We start from the raw sequence: 19627 nt of genomic DNA, 5'->3' as shown, positions 1-19627 counted from the left end.
TATCTCCACCGCGACAGATTTGAAGTTATGACCGGTCCTAGGCCCCTTTAACTCCATATATGTTGCGCTCGGCGTCCGCCGCGTATCACCACTGTGGCAAATATGGAGTTATGACTGGATTGAGGGCCCCGTACCGCTCGGCCGCGCTCCGGTGCCCGCAGATCGGGGGAGCGCCTGGCCGGGCTCCGCGTCGTCCGATCCCGGCAGCCTCGTGTAGGGGAGCGACCGTTCCAGAAACGCGATGCTGTGCTCGTAGTCGCGAGCGAACAGTCATCCATAGAGGGCATCGAGCTGTTGGTTGAGCCCCGAGTACGAAATGGCCACCGCGGCGTGGTTGGCCCCTGTGGCCAGGGCGGTTCGCACGAGCCGCTCCGGGCTTTCGTGACAGGTTGCGTTGCGCCCTGCGGAGAGCAGCCGATCGCAGAACATCTGCGCAGGGTAGAGGTTATGCGACTGCGTATAGATATCGATGCATGCAGCGTTGTCGAGCACCTCTGCGAGTGAGCTATTTTGGGACGGGTTTGTTTTGACTCATCATGCGCCAGAGACCCTAGGACTTTTAGATGAGAAGGCGAGGCTTCGCTCCCGGTGCGCCGTCCTCGCCTCGAGGGGTGGTGCGCCGATGGCGTCGCCCCAGAGCGGGCGCGCAGGCGTGCCGCCCTCGCCTCGAAGCGTTGGGCGGCAGTTCTCTTCTCGCGGCAGGCGGAAAGGATGCTCCATGGCCGATTGCAAGATCATTTTTCTCGACGTCGATGGAACCATCACGGACTACGAGAACAACGTCCCGCCTTCGGCAGTTCGCGCGATTCGGCTGGCTCGCGCCCGCGGCCACCGCGTCTATATGTGCACGGGCCACAGCAAGGCCGAGAATCCGCCAGAAATCTGGGCAATCGGCTTCGACGGCATGATTGGCGGCAACGGTTCGTACGTCGAGGACGCAGGCCAGGTCGTGATGCACCAGCTCATCACATTCGACCAGTGCAAGCGTATCGTGGACTGGCTACATGGCCGCGGTCTTGAGTTCTACCTCGAGAGCTACAACGGCCTGTTTGCGAGCGAACGCTTCCAGGAGGCGGCGCGGCCCGTACTGCGCCAGTATATGCTGGGCAAGGGGGCTACGCTCGAGGAGGTCGATGGGCTCGAGGTCGAGGACGTCCTTCACGGCATCGTGTATGGCGCCGAGCTCTACCGCGACGACCTCAACAAAGTGAGTTTCATTTTGTCGAGCTATCAGGACCATCTTGATTCTGTCGAGGAGTTCCCCGACCTCAAAGCGGGTACATGGGGCGGCAAGGGCGAGCATGCGCTATTCGGCGACCTTGGGGTTAGGGGTATCGATAAGGCCCATGCCGTGCGCGTGCTCGTGGAGCACCTCGGTGCCGATTTGGCCGACACCATCGCCATGGGCGACGCCAAGGTGGACATCCCCATGTTCGAGGCGTGCGCCCAGAGCGTCTGCATGGGCTCTGGCGGCATGGAGGCCAAGGAGGCCGCTGATTGGGTTACAACCGATGTGGACGACGGCGGCCTCTGGAACGCCTTTGTGCATCTAGGGCTCATCGACCAGGAGTAAGCTGCCCCCCGCGCGGCGCTCGTGACGCTGCGGCCGCGGCATCCGAGGCGCTTCGGCCGAGGTTCTGAGACGCCCCGCCCCTTCGTGGCCCTGCGCGGGACAAAACTCCCGTCAAAGGATCGAATTTTATGGCTCGGGCGGAGTAGCCTATACAACGACACTTCTCCTACCTGCGGTTTTAATATTGTTTGAACCGGGTATATCCGGGCGGTCCTCGAAAATCCGCACCTTTGACGAGAGTTTTGCTGCGCTGGGCAAGTAGTCCGTTGTTTCTGGGCTCCGTCGCCACGCGCGGTTGGCGTTTCGCTTGGGGAGGACCTGGGGGAGAAGGCGCTTCGCCGGGTGCGATGAGGGCTAACTCAGCCGCGGGTTAAGATGCCGTAAGGTCGGGTGCACGTTGCGGCATGCGTTCTCCTGGAGCATGATGCTTTTATGACTTCGCCTAGCTTTCGCGCAGGTGTGCTATCCTATCACAGTTGTTCTGTCTTGGTCGGAAACCAAGACGCCTTATGCCCTGGTCGGTAACCAGGACGAGATCGTAAGGAGTCCCTGCATGAAACCTGGAATCCATCCCGAGTACATGGAGTGCACGGTCCGTTGCTCTTGCGGCAACACCTTCGTGACCCGCGCCACCGTCCCCGAGATTCGCGTCGAGCTCTGCAATGAGTGCCACCCGTTCTACACGGGCCAGCAGAAGTTCGTTGACACCGGCGGACGCGTCCAGCGCTTCGCCGACAAGTTCGGCGGTGCCGCTCAGGCTGCGCTCGAGCGCGAGGCCGCCAAGAAGGCTGAGCGTCAGAAGGCCGCCGAGGAGGCCGCTGCCAAGAAGGCCGCCGAGCGCGAGGCCAAGGCCGCCGAGAAGGCCAAGCGTGCTGCCAAGTACGCCGCCGAGGCCGCCAAGAAGGCCGAGGAGGAGGCCGCTCAGGCTCCCGCCGAGACCGAGGCCCCCGCTGCTGAGGCTGAGACCGAGGCTGCTGCCGAGTAGCACCTGCTGCACGCACAGAGGGAAGAGCGACCCGCATCGGAATCCGGTGCGGGTCGTTTTTTGTTGTATATGCCTCGCCATGTGAGTGTTGTCGCTTGCTTGGCGCGCGCCGCACGCCTTTGGACGAGCTTTGGATGTTCGGAGCGTTGTCGGGCGAGATTCGGGCGCCCGGGGAAATATGACGCCTGGGGCGTTGTCGGGCGAGGTTCGGACATCTGGGGCGTATTTGGGCGATATTTCGCCGCATAGGGCCCGCGCTATGACGGAATCTCGCCCAACGATGCCTCGAACATTCGAAAGCTGCCCAACAATCACGAAGGTCGAGGCGCGCCTGTTTTGGGTGCCTTGATAAAGGCTCGCCTAATTAATGGTCACTTGAATAATGGCCTGCCCGGTTGAAAGGTAACGGCCTACCTTATTGAAAGTCCGTCTGGATAAAGACCGTTAGATTCAGTGGGCGAAAACCCGTCATGCAGCGTTCTGGCAAGGTCTTATTTCTTTGGCGACCTATGCCTTAGGCTGGCGCTGCTTGCCAGTGAAGCTCGCAACGTCGATGCGCCACACCGCCGTGCGGTCGAGCACGCCCGGGCCGAGCGCTTGCGGCGCGCCGGGAGCCATGTGCTCCATGATGCGCGTGAGGCCGTAGACCTTGTCTTCGCCGCTAGCGATGGGGTAGATGCGCCCCGTCCCCATGATGCTCCGGTACGCAAAGGAGTACGAGCACGCGTACGGCCCGGTGATGACGCCATCTTCGCAGTCCATCTCGATCGCGACGTCGACCCCGGCGTTTCCGTTTGCCCCAAATGCCGCGGCCTTGCGTCCCGCGCCAGCTGAATGCAGCCAAAGCGTTAGGCGGGGAGTGCCGGATTCGTCCAGTTCCCAGTCGTAGCCAAAGCTCATGGGAACGATGAACATTCCCTCTTCGTCAACGGCGCCGACGCGAACGGTTTGGCAGCTATCGACGATTGCCCGCAGCTCACTCGTTTCGCGTACCTCGCGTTTTGCCAGTCTCATGTTCAACGTGAGCCCCCTAGCATGGTTGACGTAATTACTTTACGCAACCAATCATATAGCGAGGCTTGTATGGGCATTCGTTCGGCTGCGATTTTATAAAATCTCGCCCTCATGGCCAATTTAGTACGGTTAGTGGTGCTTGGGAGCACCTAGCGCTGCTGAAGAGCGTTGTGGAGTGGTCCAGGCAGGGTGCCTTTTGCCCGATTATCGATGGCAATCATGAATAAGCCCCCAAAATGAGGTTTAGCTGGGCGTGCGCCGCTTCTTAACTACCACCAATCATATTAAATTGACCATGAGAGTAAACTGCTGTGCTTCCTAACGGCGCGGGCACGTTCGTCGCGAAGCCGCTGCCTGCTCGTTGTCGATATGCGTATTCTCTGCTTGCAAGATGTGCGTGCGAGTCGGAGCTGCCCGAGTTGCAGGCAAGCAGCCGAGACATGGCCCCGGGAGCCCATTCGCCGTGGTTTCTCCGTGGGATGCGCGCACCGTGTGTATCGTCCGTGCGCCAAAGGGATAGAGTTAAGCAGTCTGAGTATGTCCATCGGGGGCGGTTCTGGGGCGCGGCGGGTGTCGCGCGGCGCGAACTACCTCCTGTGAAAAGGGAACCACATGGGATTCGTCTCAAAACTCCTTTCAATCGGCTCCGATAAGGAGCTCAAGCGCTATCAGAAGGTCGTCGAGAAGATCAACGGCCTCGAGCCCACCTACGAGAAGATGGACGACGAGGAGCTCGCCCACCAGACCGAGCTCTTCCGCGAGCGCTATGCGAACGGCGAGTCGCTCGACAGCATGCTACCCGAGGCGTTTGCCGTGGTTCGTGAGGCGTCCAAGCGCACCACCGGCCTCCGCCACTTCGATGTGCAGCTCATCGGCGGCATGACGCTCCATGATGGCCAGATTGCAGAGATGAAAACCGGTGAAGGCAAGACGCTTGTCTCAACGCTCGCCGGCTACCTCAACGCGATTTCCGGCAAGGGCGTGCACATCGTCACCGTGAACGATTACCTCGCCAAGCGCGACTCTGAGTGGATGGGCCAGATCTACCGCTTCCTCGGCATGAAGGTCGGCCTTTTGCAGAACGGCATGCCGCTCATGCAGAAGCGTCCTGCCTACGAGGCAGATGTCACGTACGGCACCAACTCGGAGTTCGGTTTCGATTACCTGCGCGACAACATGGTGCTTCGCGCATCGCAGCGCGTGCAGCGCGGCCATGCCTTTGCCATCGTGGACGAGGTCGACTCGATTCTTATCGACGAGGCACGCACCCCGCTTATCATCTCCGGCGCCGGCACCAAGTCGGCGAGCACCTATAAGGACTTCGCCCGCGCGGTCCGCGGTCTTAAGCGCGCCCCCGAGGTCGAGCACGACCCGCTGTCGCCCGAGCCCGCGCCCGAGCCCGACGGCGATTTCGTGATGGACGAGGCCAAGCACACCATCGCAGCAACCGAGCAGGGCTTGAAGAAGATTGAGAAGCGCCTCGGCATCGACGACATCTACGCCGACCTTTCCGGCCAGCTCGTGAACCACCTGCAGCAAGCGCTCAAGGCCCAGTACATGTTCCATCGCGACAAGCAGTACGTGGTCACGAACGGCGAGGTCAAGATCGTTGACGAGTTCACGGGCCGCATCATGGAAGGCCGCCGCTATTCCGATGGCCTCCACCAGGCCATCGAGGCCAAAGAGGGCGTGCTCGTGCGCGAGGAGAACCAGACGCTCGCCACGATCACCCTGCAGAATTACTTCCGCCTCTACGATAAGCTTGCCGGCATGACCGGTACCGCCATCACCGAGGATGCCGAGTTCCGCGAGATCTACAACCTGCCCGTGCAGGTCATTCCGCCCAACAAGCCGGTGGTCCGTAAAGACCATGACGACCTCGTGTACCGCACGATCGATGCCAAGTACCGCGCCGTTGCCGATGAGGTTGCCGAGCGTCATGCCAAAGGTCAGCCCGTGCTTGTGGGCACCGTTTCCATCGAGAGCTCCGAGCGCTTGTCGCGCCTGCTCAACAAGCGCGGGATCAAGCACGAGGTCCTGAACGCAAAGTTCCACGAGCGCGAGGCGCACATCGTTGCGCAGGCCGGCCGCTTGGGCGCTGTGACCATCGCAACGAACATGGCAGGCCGTGGTACGGACATCCTGCTCGGCGGCAACCCCGAGGAGCTCGCGAACGAGATGGTCGAGGCAAAGGGGCTCGATCCCGAGGCCGAGGGTTACGAGGAACTTCGGGCGGCAGCCTATGAGGAGGCGCTCAAGCAGGCCCGCGAGACGTGCGCCCGCGAGCGCGAGCAGGTGCTTGCGGCGGGCGGCCTCACGGTAATCGGCACCGAGCGGCACGAAAGCCGCCGTATCGATAACCAGCTCCGCGGCCGCGCCGGCCGTCAGGGAGATCCCGGTGAGACGCAGTTCTACCTCTCGCTCGAGGACGACCTCATGCGGCTCTTTGGCGGCGACAAGATGGACCGCATCTCGAACCTCATGTCGTCGGCCGATATGGACGACCTGCCCATCCAGCACAAGTTCATCTCCAAGGCCGTCGAGGGCGCGCAGCGCAAGGTCGAGAACATCAACTTCTCCATGCGTAAGAACGTGCTCGAGTACGACGACGTCATGAACAAGCAGCGCCAGGTCATCTACGCCGAGCGTAACAAGGTGCTCGACGGCAAAGACCTCGCCGGGCACATCACCGACGTCATGGCCGATACCGTGGAGCGTTGCGTCGCCGAGTTCTGCCCCAAGGACTCCAAGAAGGGCGAGCGCGATTTCGAGGGCCTGCATAAGTGGATCGTCGAGCTCACCGGCCGCACGGATACGCCGCAGATCGATGACGAGGACGCGAGCTTCAGCGCGATCAACGAGCAGGTGCTCGCCTATGTCAAGGATTGCTACGACCAGAAGGCCGAGCGTGTGGGCGGGGAGCTCATGCGCGAGCTCAACACGCAGGTCATGCTCCGCGTGATCGATACGCGCTGGATGAGCTACCTGCAGGAGATGGACTACCTCAAGCAGGGCATCGGGCTCCGCGGCTTCGGCCAGCGCGACCCGCTCGTGGAGTACAAGAGCGAGGCGTTCCGCGCGTTCCAGACGCTCGTGGACACCATGTACGAGGACTACCTGCGCACCATCCTGCGCATCGAGGTCAAGCAGGCCCCGCGCGCCGCGCAGCAGGCGGCCGAGGAGCCCGCGGAGCTCTCGGGCGCGACGTACTCCGGCCCCGCCGACGTGGATGGCGAGGGCGGTTCCTCGACCATTCGTCGCGAGGCCGCCGCGCAGGCCGCCAACGCCGCCGGCCGTGCGCCCGCGCCTGCACAGGGTACGGTCAAGACCTACGTCAAGGCCGAGAGCGGCGACCCGTATGCCAACGTGGGGCGCAACGACCCCTGCCCCTGCGGCAGCGGTAAGAAGTTCAAGAACTGCCACGGTAGGAACCGCTAATGGCCGAGGAGAGCATCACGGCCGAGGCGCTCGACGCCTTGGCGGCGCGCCTCGATGAGGTTGAGGTCTATCTGCATCTGGACGAGAAACGCGAGCGTGCGGCGGAGCTCGAGCGCCAGAGCGCCCAGCCGGGCTTCTGGGACGATGCCGAGCATGCGCGCGCAGTCATGGCCGAGCTCTCGGCGGCGCGCGACGATGTGAAGGCCGTCGAGGATGCCCGCGCGGAGCTTGCCGACGCGCGCGCCGCGCTTGAGCTCGCCGGCGAGATGGGGGACGACCCCGAGGCGGCCGGCTTGGTGGCCGAGGCGGCGTCCACGGCCGAGGTGCTGGGCCGCTCCATCGACCAGCTGGAGCTGACGAGTTGGTTTACCGGCGAGTTCGACCACGGCGATGCCATCGTGACCATCAAGCCCGGCCAGGGTGGCTTGGAGGCCCAGGACTGGACCTTCATGCTGTTCAAGATGTATATGAAGTACTGTGCGCGCCACGGCTGGAAGGTCACGGTCAACGACTGCCCGGCGGCCGAGCAGATTGGCATCGACCGTGCGACCTTCACCGTGGAGGGCAAGGACGCGTTCGGGATGCTCCGCGCCGAGGCCGGCGTGCACCGCTTGGTGCGCATCAGCCCCACGGATGCTAAGAAGCGCCGCCAGACCACGTTTGCGGGCGTGGAGGTCATCCCCGTGCTGCCCGACGACATCGACATCGAGATTGCGCCCGACGATATCCGTGTGGATGTGTACCACGCGAGCGGTCCCGGCGGCCAGGGCGTGAACACGACGGACTCCGCCGTGCGTGTGACGCACCTGCCTACGGGCATCGTCGTGACCTGCCAGAATGAGCGCTCGCAGATCCAGAACAAGGCAGCGTGCATGCAGATCCTGAAGGCGCGCCTGTACGAGCTGGAACTGCAGAAGCGCGAGGACAAGCTCGACGAGATCCGCGGCCCCAAGACCGAGATTGGCTTCGGCAACCAGATCCGCAGCTACGTGCTCTATCCGTATCAGATGGTGAAGGACCTCCGCACCGGTGTGGAGACCGGCAACGTCGATGCTGTACTGGAGGAGGGCGACCTGGATCCGTTCATCATCGGCTATCACCGTTGGGCCACGAGCGCCGAATGAGACAAACGTGCCAGGCACGTTTGTCTCATTGACCCATTTTGGGACGGGGTCATTTTGAACCAGTGCGCGGGACTTCTGGGATTGATACGAGAAAGGCGGTCCGGCTCATAGCTCTAGACCGCCTTTACGCTAGAGAGACAATGGCGACAGGGACGAGCGTCCCATGTTCGGCGCCCGGGAGTCGGTCTCCGGGCACCGCACTATATACCGAGGAAACGTGGAATGCAGCGTTCCATATTTGTGTCCCATTGTCTGCGTGCTATAGATGCTGTATAAGGCGTCTTTTTGCAACGTGACGCCGGTACTAGGGGAGACGGTCGCGTCGGCGCAAAATACGATTAACGCTGAAATCCAGCTAACGATTCCGACAAAACGAGGACCGTCTTGCATGCATCGCCTTGTCGCTGCGGTGCCGGCTCGTTCCACTTTTGGGAATATCTTTCCGGCTTCATCCGGAAAGCTTGGTTTGCATTGAGGGAAACCGCAGGATTGCGGCGACTGCAAGGATGCTGTCGGACGGCAAACGAAATAGATGTTCCCAAAAGTGGAACGAATGCACTCGGCCGCCCTTCTTGGTCCACGACATTGCGGCATCCGTGTGAACGAACGGTTGACGTGCTACCATAGCCAGCGGAAAACTCAACGTCATGCGCCTGTTAGGGTACGGCGGTGCGAGGCGGCCCGGTTGGTCCGCGTGCGCCGTGCGCAGAAAGGAACGGGCCCATGGCCTCTCGGGTGAATATCTCGCGCGTCAACCTTACCGAACTCATCCGTTCGCGCTTCGTGCGCGACCTGCCCCTCGTCGTGGCGGGCTGCGCCATCGCTGCGCTCGCGGTAGACATCTTCATGGTGCCCAACGGCCTCGCTGCGGGCGGTCTCACCGGTCTTGCCACCATCCTCTCCGAGCTTGCGCGCCGCAACGGCTTCTACCTGCCCGTTGGTCTACAGACCATCGTCTTCAATATCGTATTGCTGCTCTTCGTGATGCGCACGGGCGGCGTACGTTATGCGGTGCGCACCATCACGGGCTTCGTGCTCTTCGGCTTCTTTACCGACCTCTTCGTGCCCCTGGCCGAGACCTTCGCCGACGCGGCGAACGACCTCATGCTCTCTGCGCTGTGGGGAGGCATCATCTCGGGGTTGGGCTATGGCCTCGTGTTCCGCGCCGGCACCAACACAGGCGGCTCGGATACCATCGCGCAGATCATCTCGCGCAAGACATCGTTGCCCGTGGGCGCGACGGTCATGGTGATCGACGTGGCGGTGTGCGTGGCCTCGGCGCCGGTGTTTTCGCTCATCCAGGCGTTGTATGCAGCGCTTTCTATGGTGCTTTCCGGCTACGTGATCGATGCGGTGGTCGACGGTGGCAACCGCCAGCGTGCGGCCTTCATCGTGTCGGACGAGTGGGAGAACATCAAGGGGGCGATTTTTACGACGATGGATCGCGGCTGCACCGAGCTCATGGCGCGCGGCGGGTATACCGGAACCGAGCGGCCGGTCATCTTGCTTATCATGAGCAAGAGCGAGATCCCCATCATCAAGACCATCGTGCATGAGTACGACCCTAACGCCATCATCATGATTACCGACGTGAGCGAAGCCATCGGCTACGGTTTCAAGGATTTCTCTGCGTAGCGCGGTCAGGCTCGGCGTTCGCTGAGCGTCCCGCTGCGTCGTCGATGGGGCTTGATATGCAATCTGGTGACATTAATATGCATAGATTGGTTGCCTACTGACGCGGCTCGTTTTAATTCGATCCTTTGAGGCTAGTTTTTCCAAATAATAGAACGCAATCTACCTGCAGTAATAATGCAATTCTGCAGGTAGATGATGCGAACAAAACTCGTGCCAAAGGATCGGATTTCGTCAGGCCCCCAAAGTAGATGGGTAAACCCCATGCATGCGAAGCTGCGCCTGGCCCGTCTGTGAGCCGGGCGTCCGGCGGCTTGCGGCCACATATGCGGGCACGGGTTCATTTCGCGTGCCACCGCTGGTGCAGTTTTCGCGACGGTGTTTGCAGCCTCCAGTTACCGCCTTCCACCTGTTATGATGAACGAGTCTTAGGGGGACTTCTCTTTGAAGGGACGGACATGGCAACAGAACAGTTGAGAAGCGCTTGCGCACACGACGACGCGCAGGTTGCCCTCATCGCCAACCGGATGCGGCGCGATGTCGTCGAGATGCTCGAGGCGGCGGGCTCCGGGCATCCGGGCGGGTCGCTTTCGGCGGCGGACATCGTGGCAACGCTCTTTTTCTCCGGCGTGATGGGCTACGACGCCCGGGATGCCGAGAATCCGGAGCGCGATCGCTTCGTGCTCTCGAAGGGTCATGCCGCCCCCATTCTGTACGCGGCGCTCGCCCAGATCGGGTATCTCGAGCATGCCGAGCTCAAGACGCTCCGTCATATGGGGTCGCGCCTGCAGGGGCATCCCGACTGCCATGCATGCCCGGGCGTGGAGGTCTGCACTGGCTCGCTTGGCCAAGGCCTTTCCGTAGCATGCGGCATTGCGCTCGGCTTCCAGGCCGACGCCGCGCGCGACGGTGGAGACCCCAAGCGCGTGTTCGTTCTCACAGGCGACGGCGAGCTCCAGGAGGGCGAGAACTGGGAGGCGGCCATGTTCGCCGCGCACCAGCACATCGACAACCTCGTGGCGATTCTCGACAGCAACAACCTGCAGATCGATGGCCATGTGAGCGACGTTAACGGCATCGAGCCCGTCGCGGATAAGTTTGCTGCCTTTGGCTGGGAGGTCATTGCGGCGGACGGCCATGATGTCGCCGACATGCACCGCGCGCTCAACGAGGCCATCGCGGTGACGGGCAAGCCGGCCATCATCATCGCCTCGACGGTGAAGGGCAAGGGCGTCTCCTTCATGGAAGACCAGGCCAGCTGGCACGGCGTGGCGCCCACGCATGAGGAGGCCGCGCAGGCCATTGCAGAGATCGATGCCGCGTACGAGGAGCTCCTCGCCGCGCAGAAGGAGGCGTAGGTCATGGCGAAAGCGACGCGCGCCGCGTTCGGCGAGACGCTCATCAAGCTCGTCGACGAGGGCATGGACATCATGGCCGTGGACGCCGATCTCTGCGGCTCCACGACGACTGCTAAGTTCGGAGCGGCCTATCCCGACCGCCTCTTTGACGTGGGCATCGCCGAGCAGAACATGATCGGCGTGGCCTCGGGCCTGGCGCTCACCGGGCGCACGGTGTTTACCGGCTCGTTTGCGGTGTTCGGCACCGGCCGTTGCTGGGAACAGATTCGTAACACCGTGTGCGATTCGGGCTTGAACGTGAAGATCTGCCCCACGCACGCGGGCATTACCGTGGGCGCGGACGGCGCGACCCACCAGGCACTCGAGGACATCGCCCTCATGCGCGTGCTGCCGGGCATGCGTGTGCTCGTGCCGGCGGATTACGCGAGCGCCGTGGCTGCGATTCGCCTGGCTGCGGCAACGCCTGGTCCCTTCTGCGTGCGCCTAGGGCGGGAGCCCTTGCCCGAGGTCTATGACGAGGGCTTCACCTGCGACGTCGCCTTCGCCAACGTGCTGCGCGAGGGCTCGGACATCTCCATCATGGCGTGCGGCGTGGAGGTCGCGCAGGCGCTTGCGGCGGCAGACGCGCTTGCTGCTGAGGGCATCTCGGCGGAAGTCGTGGACGTCATGAGCGTGAAGCCGCTCGACGAGGAGACGATCATCGCCTCCGCGGCAAAGACCGGGCGCGTGCTGACGGTCGAGGAGCACAGCATCTATGGTGGCATGGGCTCCGCCGTGGCCGAGTTGCTCGGCGAGAAGCACCCCGTGCCGGTGACGCGCCTAGGGCTCACGACCTTCGGCCAGTCCGGCGATGCGGCCGAGCTTCTTGCCTATTATGGTCTGGATGCCGCAGGTATCGCCGCCCGTGTGCGCGAGGTGCTCGGTAAGTAGACGGCTAGCGATATGCCGCTCGCCCGCGTGCGGGCGTGTGGGGCGGGGTGAGTGCCGGCTGTGCGCTCGCCCCGCTTTGCGTTGTGCGCCGCCGCCTCGCGGGGGCACAGCTCCTCTACGCCTTTTCTGTGTGCGGTGGCGCTTGCTGGTACAATAAATCGCGCATGTAGATAAAACGCACGACTTGAAGGAGCAACAGTGGGCAACCACTTCCGTAAACCCGATGAAGGGCAGGACGCTCCGCGCCAAACAGAGCCGCAGACGGCCTCCCATTTTGCGTATTCCACCTCGTACGAGGGGCAATCCGAGGGGCAGACCGGTTCGCGCTTTGCAGCAGGCGCCGATGCGAACGAGGACGCCCTGTTCGGCGCCGCGCCTGCCGAGCAGACGTACGCGCAACCCGCGGCCTATGCCGCCCAGAACAGCGTCTCTGAACCAACCATTGACCCGTTTGCCTACCAACCGGCGAACAGCGACTTCGCAGCCCCCGCTTCTGCGGATGCGCTTGCGGGCGTGCCGTCGCCTCTGGACGCACCTGCGCCGCAAGGCGATCTAAGCTCCCAGCTGCCTCAGATCCCCGATCCCATGGCGGCTCCCGAACCCGAGGTGACTGCCGACCAGGCCCATGAGGTTGCGACCCTCGACACCGCGCTTCAGAGCTCCGACTTCACGCAGGTGTTCGCGCCGGTGCAGGAATCGCGCAAGAAGATGGCGCGCGAGGCGGGCGTCGACCCGGTGATCGTGATGGAGCACGTGACCAAGATCTACCCGGCACAGCCCAACAAGCCTGCGCTCGAGGATGTCAACATCGAGATTTACCCCGGTGAGTTCGTCTTCTTGGTGGGCCACTCCGGCTCGGGTAAGTCCACCCTGCTGCGCACCATCATGCGCGAGGTCAAGCCCACCCAGGGCCGCGTCATGGTCGCCGGGCAGGACCTCACCCGCATTCGCAACCGCAAGGTGCCCTACCTGCGTCGCCAGATGGGCATCGTGTTCCAGGACTTCCGCCTCCTGCCCAACAAGACCGCGTACGAGAACGTGGCCTTCGCGCTCGAGTGCATCGGCAAGCCGCGCGGCGTCATCCGCGCGCAGGTGCCCGAGGTACTGCGACTGGTGGGCTTGGCGGAGCAGATGAACTCCACGCCCGACCAGCTTTCCGGTGGCGAGCAGCAGCGCGTGAACGTTGCGCGCGCCATGGTCAACCGCCCGCCGCTGCTCATCTGCGACGAGCCTACGGGCAATCTCGACCCGGCGATCTCGCTGGGCATCATGAAGCTCCTCGAGCGCATCAACCGCACGGGGACCACGGTAATCGTTGCGACGCACGACCGCGAGATGGTCGACTCCATGCACCGGCGCGTGATCGCGCTCGAGGCCGGCCACGTCGTGCGCGACCAGGAGAGGGGAGGCTACGGCAACTATGGCGCCCTCTAACATCGGCTACTCGCTCCGCGAGGCATTCAGCCACTTCTTCCGCAACTGGACCACGTCGTTCGGTGCGGTCATCACCATCTTCCTGTCGCTCTTTATCATCGGCCTCTTCATCGTGGGCTCGGCGCTCGTTACGTCTGCCATCGGCACCATCGAGGACACGGTGACCATCAACGTCTTTATCTCGGACGACGCCACCGACGACGAGGTACAGGCGTTCCAAGAGAAGCTCGAGAGCTGGCAGAACGTCCAGAGCGTCAACTTCAAGTCGAAGTACGACGCGCTGGAGGATTGGCGCAGCATGTCGTCGAGCGCCGATTCGACGATTGCCGCGCTCGACGGAGAGAATCCGCTGCCCCGCTCGTACGAGGTCGTGATGGAGGATTCTTCGCAGGTTGAGGACATGGCCAACCGCATCAAGGAAGATACGGACTTCCAGGCCATGGCCGATAACGGCGATGTTGACGAGAGCGTGCAGTACAGCCAGGAGATGGTGGGCCGTCTGTTCCAGGTGACGGGCTACATCCGCATCGCCTGCATCGTGCTCGTGGCGCTGCTCACCTTCATCGCGTTCATCTTCATCAACAACACGATTCGCCTCTCCATCACGGCGCGCCGGCGCGAGATCGCCATCATGCGCTTGGTGGGCGCCTCGAACGGCTTCATTCGCGGGCCGTTCGTGACCGAGGGCGTGTTGCAGGCGCTCCTTGGCGCGCTGCTTTCCATTGGCGTGCTGGAGCTCGTCCGCAACTTCCTCATGCCGCGCGTCATGAACATGGTGAGCTGGTGGCAGTTCGAGATTCCGCTCGAGGTATACCTCATGACCTACGGCGCGTTGATTCTGGTCGGCCTGGTCATCGGTCTCTTTGGTTCCGCCATCGCGATGCGGCGGTATCTCAAGGTGTAGCCCAAGAATGCTCACGAGTGGAAGGCCGGTCTTTCCTCTCGCGCTGGTCCTCGGAGTTCAGCTTTTGCTGAACTCCTACGGAATCGCGCGCGAGGAAAGGCCGGCCTTCCCTGTAAAGGTTTTGGGCTACACCTTGGATACCTTGGGGCAGTGGGTAGAACGTGTGTGGGAGCATCGGCTCTGCTGATGTTCTCCTTTTTGATGGAGGCAGGTGAGAAGCATGGGCCGAAAGCGTTCGGGGCGCGGGCGGCGTTCGCCGGTGCGGCGTGAGCGGCGGCCGAGCCTGACGGGCACGGTTCGCCTTACCGAACGGCACGGGTTCGTCGAGACAGCTGAAGGGTCGCTGAAGCTGGCTGGCCGCGCGCTGCGCGAGGTCATGGACGGCGACGTTGTGGCCGTGAGCGTCCAGCGCGGTGAGGGCGGCAAGCGCGCCACGGTGGAGAGCGTGATTGAGCGAGCGGCGGCTTCCATCGTGGGGACCTACGCCGAAGCGGGCCCGCTCGGCGCCGTGCATCCGCTCGATACGCGCATAAAGGCCGACTTCTTCATACTCCCGCACGACCGCTCCGCGCGCGATGCAGGGGTGCAGGTGGGCGACATCGTTCGCGCTCGCATCGTTTCCTATCCGTCGCGTTACGAGTCGGGTGTCGTGACCATCGAGCGCCGCATCGGTGGCGAGGATGCTGCCGACCTGGGCATCCAGTGCGTTATGGCTCGTTTCGATCTTGAGGACGGCTATCCTGAGGAGCCCGAGCACGCAGCGTCGGAGCTTGTCCAAGATATCGAGGGCGCACTCGCCGATCCGCTTCGGCGCGACGTGCGAAACCGCTTCGCCTTCACCATCGATCCTGCCGACGCGCGGGATTTCGACGATGCTATCTCGATTGAGCGCACGCCAGCGGGCGGTTTCGAGCTCGGTGTGCACATCGCGGACGTGTCGCACTACGTTGCATGGGGAAGTTCCATCGACCTTGAGGCGCGGCGCCGCGGCACGTCGGTGTATCTCGCCGACCGCGTGCTGCCCATGCTTCCCGAACGGCTGTGCAACGACCTCTGCTCACTGCGACCCGATGAGGACCGGCTTGCCATGACGGTCGATATCAGCCTCGATGCCCGCGGGCGCGTGCAGGGTGCGCGCATGTACCCGAGCATCATTCGCTCCCGCGTGCGCCTGGCCTACGGCGAGGCGGATAGGCTTCTGGAGGCAGGGGAGGCTGCTGCGGCCGAGGGCGGCCCGGACAGCGCCCTTGCTCGGAAGCTTGCGCATGCGGCAGCTGAGGGAGCGGACCTTGTCGAGGTGCTGCGCACAGCGGACGACCTTGCGCGGCTGCGCCGCACGGTTCGCGAACGGCGGGGCGCGCTCGACTTCGATACCGTAGAAGTTCACGCGCTCCTCGACGAAGCGGGGAGGCCCTACGAGCTCACGTGCCGCAAGCGGACCGCGGCGACGAGCCTTGTCGAGGAGGCGATGCTCCTTGCGAACGAGTGCGTTGCGGCATACCTGACGCGGCGCGGCGTTGCGAGCGCATTCCGCGTGCACGATGACCCGGCCCCCGATCACCTTCAGGGCGCGGCATCTGCCCTCGTGGAGCTCGGCGTCATCGACAGGACGCTCGGCCTTGCCATCTCTGCAGGCAGCCAGGAAGCCATGCGCCGTGCCATCGATGAGGCGGCGGGAACATCGGTCTTTGAGCTTGTGAACGCCCTGCTGCTGCGTGCCATGCAGCGTGCGGTCTATCGGCCAGACAACGAGGGGCACTATGCGCTTGGAGCCGAGGCATACTGCCACTTTACGAGCCCCATCCGGCGTTACCCCGACCTTATCGTGCACCGCACGCTCAAGCTCGCCCTTGCCCGGGAGCGCCTGGGTGCACGCGCGGTCCGCGAGCGCGCTCCGCGTCTGGTGGGCGCGGGGCGAGAGGGGCTCGATGCCGTGCTCCCCGCGCTCTGCAGGGCGTGCAGCGAGCGTGAGCGCATCGCCGACGCGGCGGCTCATGCCTCGCAGAAGGTCGAGGTTGCGCGATATTATGGCGAGCGCATCGGCGAGCAGTACCATGCGGTCATCAGCTGGGTGAGCGAGATGGGCATCTTCGCCCGCATGGACGATACGCAGGCCGAGGGGCTCATCCACCTGCGTGACCTGGGAGATGAATGGTTTGATTTCGACGGGCGCCAGCTTGCGCTCGTGGGGTCGGTGAGCGGTCGTGCCGTGCGCCCCGGCAACCGGGTGATCGTCGAGGTGCTCTCGGCCAATCCTGCGCGCGGCCATCTCGATCTGGCGCTCGTCACCTCACCGCGTGCGCTACACTGATGCGAGGAAGCGAGTACGCCGGGCGGCCGCATGCGCCGCTCGATGCAAGTTTTTTGGAGGACCAATGGACCTGTCCGTAAGCTTGGAGGATATCCAGCACGTAGAGAACTTCCTCGGTCAGGGAGATGTTGAGAGCGCCTTGCCCGCGCTTTTGGAGATGCGCGACGCCATCGAGGACTATGCGGAGCGCGTGTGCCGTGCGACCGACCATATTCAGTACTTCACGTTTTCCGATTCGTTCGAGCTTCTGGCGTATCGCCGGGTTGAGAAAGACCCGCGCACCATCCAGCAGGCGCCGATTCCGTTCGACCGGGTGTACTCGGACCTCGCCTTCGTCTATATCCAGCAGCAGGAGTACGCGCTCGCCCGCGATGCCCTCAAGCAGGCGGTGCGCTGGAATCCGATGAACTGCGCCTACCGGCTCGACCTTGCCGAGCTGTACCGCGTGCTCGGCGATGCGCGCGAGTGGGCGGCGCTCAACTACTCCGTGCTCGCGCGTGCGGCAGACGCCAAGCTCTTCGGGCGCGCGTGCGCGGGTCTGGGGCTGTTCTTCCTCGATAAGGATGAGAAGATGCTCGCTTCGGGGTTCGCGCGCCGCGCGGCGGCGTATGCTCCCGGCGAGCGGCAGACGCTCTCCCTCATGCAGCGCCTCATGGCCGAAGCTCCCGAGGAGGCGAATGCGAGCGAGGAAGAGGCCGCCCGCGCCCTCGAAGAGCAGGGCTTCGAAGCCGATCCGAACGCCGAGATCGCTATCTGTCTGCTCATGTGCGCTACCGATGCCGCGCAGGAGGGCGACCGCAACGAGGCGACTCGGTACACCCTGCGCGCCCGCGACCTGGTTGGCGAGGATGCGGCAAAGGCGCTCATCCAGCTGATTCGTGAAACGGATGCGGAGCTGGCGGCGGAGCATTCCGGTGGCAATGCGCCGGCCAGTGAGGGCGAGGTCGTTGATGCCGTGATGGCGGCGAGCGCGCAGGCGGGCCTTGCGGCAGCGGAAAACGAGGATGGAGGCTCCGATGCCGAGTCGTAGGGAGCGGAAGCTCATCGCGAAGAACCGTTCCGCGCACCATGAGTATTTCATCGAGGAAACCTATGAATGCGGTGTGGAGCTCTCGGGCACCGAGGTCAAGAGCCTGCGCGAGCGAGGCTGCCAGATCAGCGACACCTTCGCGCTCATTCGAGGTGGCGAATGCTGGCTCATGGGCGTGCACATCCACCCGTACAGCCATGGCTCGATTTTCAACCGCGACCCCGATCGCCGGCGCAAGCTCCTGCTTCATCGCAAGGAGATCGACCATCTTGACCAGAAGCTGCGCACGCGCGGTTATGCGCTCGTCCCCCTCGAGCTCTACTTCAACGACCAGGGGCGTGTGAAGCTCATGCTGGGGCTCGGCCGCGGCAAGAAGCTCTATGACAAGCGCGAGGACATGGCAAAGCGCGACATGCAACGCGAGATCGAGCGCGCCCTCAAGGAGCGTAGCCGCTAGCGGGGCCGTGGCGCAGCGCTGTGGGTACGGCGTGGGCCGCCGGCTGCGCGCGGGCAAAGCGCGGGCGCCGGCTGCGCGCGGGCCGCTGGCCGAATCATCCCTCCACGGTTGTGGCGTGGGCCTTAGACTGGTACGAAGGGGCGCGTTGTCCGTGCCCCGTTACACGAGAGGGGCATGTATGGATCTGACCGCTTTCTTCACGATGACGTCCGGCTTGTATGTTGTATCTGCCGAGGCAGATGGCCAAAAAGCGGGATGCGTGATCAATACGGCCGTGCAGGTTACGGCAACGCCGCCGAGGATTTCTGTGGCGGTCAACAAGGAGAACGTCACTGCGGGCGTGATCGCCAAGGCGGGTGCGTTCACGGTGACGGCTATCGACCAAACGGCAGACATGCCCTACATCGGGAACTTCGGGTTCCGCACGAGCGCAGATTACGACAAGTTCGAGAAGTATGGCTGCGAGACCTCTGCGGTGGGGAGCCCGTATTCCCCGCAGCACGCCTGCGCGCTTTTCGCGTGCAACCTTGTTGAGACGGTGGATGTTGGCACGCACTTCTTGTTCATCGGTGACGTGGTGGATGCCGAGCGCCTTTCGAGCGAAGAGCCGCTTACCTACGGCTACTACCACGCCGTGCTCAAGGGCAAGACGCCACCCAAGGCTTCGTCGTATCAGGGATAGGCGGATACGAGGGATTTCATAGGCGTTTGGGCGAGACGGCGCCAAGTGGTGCGCGGTCCTTGCTCCGCGCGACCGGTTGCTGACACATCCCGCTGCCGGTGTGCTTGCATGCCCGCTTGCTCATGCGCTTGTGCCGGACCATCGGTATGCCATCAAGCGAATAACATTTTGGTATTCGGATGAGTTCTCAAAAACGGGTATGCAGATGGGCCTTGCGGGTTATACTCGCAATACGCCGGCACGAAGTACACCGGCCCGATGAAAGGATGGATTCACATGAGCGACGAGAAGAAGACCTATAAGTTCGTGTGTGTTGTGTGCGGTTACGAGGTCGAGGTCGATACCCCCGAGCTCCCCGAGGACTACGTCTGCCCCGTGTGCGGCGTCGGCCCGGATCAGTTTGAGCTGGTCGAGGAGTAGCAGCTCGCAACAGCTTGCATGCGAATGAGAGGCCGGGGCCGAGCTCCGGCCTCTTTTCTGTTGGGGTCTCTTCATGAAGTGCGAGGCTCTTCCCGCGTCGAGGCGCGGGCCGTTGCCTGCTCCGCTGTTGCCCGCCGCGCGGATGGTGCCACAACCTGCTCGCTGTACGGGCGTACGGGCGGGGTACGCGGTGCGAGGAACCTGCTGGGCAGCTTGGTTTCAACTTTTGGGCACTTCTTGAGGGGGACGCTGGGTAGTGACTCACTGGGCACCCCTTATTTCCTGGGCTTTTGTTCACTCTATTGTCCGCGCTACTCGGCTTCATGCGCTCGAAG

Annotated in this window: 15 protein-coding genes; 14 read left to right on the top strand and 1 reads right to left on the bottom strand. The window is 63.2% G+C overall.

What is annotated here, in order from left to right; all coding sequences use genetic code 11:
• The first annotated feature begins 718 nt into the window (after positions 1 to 718).
• Both AC1VS5_RS07280 and rpmE read left to right on the top strand, forming a co-directional pair.
• Entirely contained in the window at positions 719 to 1573 is an 855-nt protein-coding gene (locus tag AC1VS5_RS07280) for a Cof-type HAD-IIB family hydrolase (RefSeq protein ID WP_481218206.1), read from the top strand.
• A gap of 553 nt (positions 1574 to 2126) precedes the next feature.
• The gene (rpmE, locus tag AC1VS5_RS07275; RefSeq protein ID WP_019129152.1) at positions 2127 to 2558 is read left to right on the top strand and encodes a 50S ribosomal protein L31; all 432 of its coding nucleotides are present in this window, start codon (positions 2127 to 2129) and stop codon (positions 2556 to 2558) included.
• A gap of 507 nt (positions 2559 to 3065) precedes the next feature.
• Here rpmE and AC1VS5_RS07270 read toward each other — a convergent pair.
• Positions 3066 to 3572 (bottom strand): pyridoxamine 5'-phosphate oxidase family protein, encoded by a 507-nt coding sequence (locus tag AC1VS5_RS07270; protein ID WP_419045129.1) that lies wholly within the window; start codon positions 3570 to 3572, stop codon positions 3066 to 3068.
• 612 nt (positions 3573 to 4184) lie between these two features.
• Here AC1VS5_RS07270 and secA point away from each other — a divergent pair.
• The 12 genes from secA to AC1VS5_RS07210 all read left to right on the top strand — a co-directional run bounded on the left by secA (position 4185) and on the right by AC1VS5_RS07210 (position 19292).
• A complete protein-coding gene (gene secA, locus AC1VS5_RS07265; protein WP_481218205.1) occupies positions 4185 to 7010 on the top strand; it encodes a preprotein translocase subunit SecA in 2826 nt (941 codons plus the stop codon).
• Positions 7010 to 8134, top strand: coding sequence for a peptide chain release factor 2 (gene prfB / locus AC1VS5_RS07260; protein WP_276868570.1), 1125 nt, complete (start codon positions 7010 to 7012; stop codon positions 8132 to 8134). Before secA ends, prfB begins: the two co-directional genes overlap by 1 nt.
• A gap of 723 nt (positions 8135 to 8857) precedes the next feature.
• Complete coding sequence (locus tag AC1VS5_RS07255; RefSeq protein ID WP_481218204.1) at positions 8858 to 9769, top strand: YitT family protein; 912 nt, start codon at positions 8858 to 8860, stop codon at positions 9767 to 9769.
• A 455-nt stretch (positions 9770 to 10224) separates the two neighbouring features.
• Complete coding sequence (locus AC1VS5_RS07250) at positions 10225 to 11124, top strand: transketolase (protein WP_481218203.1); 900 nt, start codon at positions 10225 to 10227, stop codon at positions 11122 to 11124.
• Between the two features lie 3 nt (positions 11125 to 11127).
• Positions 11128 to 12054: a transketolase family protein gene (locus tag AC1VS5_RS07245; RefSeq protein ID WP_481218202.1), complete on the top strand. Its 927-nt coding sequence runs from the start codon at positions 11128 to 11130 to the stop codon at positions 12052 to 12054.
• Between the two features lie 198 nt (positions 12055 to 12252).
• Positions 12253 to 13488, top strand: coding sequence for a cell division ATP-binding protein FtsE (gene ftsE, locus AC1VS5_RS07240; RefSeq protein ID WP_481218201.1), 1236 nt, complete (start codon positions 12253 to 12255; stop codon positions 13486 to 13488).
• On the top strand, positions 13475 to 14392 hold the full coding sequence (gene ftsX / locus AC1VS5_RS07235) for a permease-like cell division protein FtsX (protein WP_481218200.1): 918 nt from the start codon (positions 13475 to 13477) through the stop codon (positions 14390 to 14392). The genes ftsE and ftsX overlap by 14 nt, the downstream gene beginning before the upstream one ends.
• Positions 14393 to 14612: 220 nt before the next feature.
• Positions 14613 to 16703, top strand: a complete 2091-nt coding sequence (locus AC1VS5_RS07230) for a ribonuclease R family protein (RefSeq protein ID WP_481218199.1) — start codon at positions 14613 to 14615, stop codon at positions 16701 to 16703.
• Positions 16704 to 16767: 64 nt separating this feature from the next.
• Positions 16768 to 17733 carry a hypothetical protein gene (locus AC1VS5_RS07225; RefSeq protein WP_481218198.1) on the top strand — a complete coding sequence of 322 codons (966 nt, stop codon included), beginning with the start codon at positions 16768 to 16770 and terminating at the stop codon, positions 17731 to 17733.
• Positions 17720 to 18190: an SsrA-binding protein SmpB gene (gene smpB / locus AC1VS5_RS07220; RefSeq protein WP_022349278.1), complete on the top strand. Its 471-nt coding sequence runs from the start codon at positions 17720 to 17722 to the stop codon at positions 18188 to 18190. The genes AC1VS5_RS07225 and smpB overlap by 14 nt, the downstream gene beginning before the upstream one ends.
• Before the next feature lie 178 nt (positions 18191 to 18368).
• Positions 18369 to 18872, top strand: coding sequence for a flavin reductase family protein (locus AC1VS5_RS07215; RefSeq protein WP_019129170.1), 504 nt, complete (start codon positions 18369 to 18371; stop codon positions 18870 to 18872).
• Between the two features lie 276 nt (positions 18873 to 19148).
• The gene (locus AC1VS5_RS07210; protein WP_019129171.1) at positions 19149 to 19292 is read left to right on the top strand and encodes a rubredoxin-like domain-containing protein; all 144 of its coding nucleotides are present in this window, start codon (positions 19149 to 19151) and stop codon (positions 19290 to 19292) included.
• Positions 19293 to 19627: the final 335 nt, after the last annotated feature.

The organism is Enorma sp. (assembly GCF_982429025.1).
The sequence above is the reverse complement of the archived record's forward strand: the minus strand, read 5'-3'. Positions and strand labels throughout refer to the sequence as shown.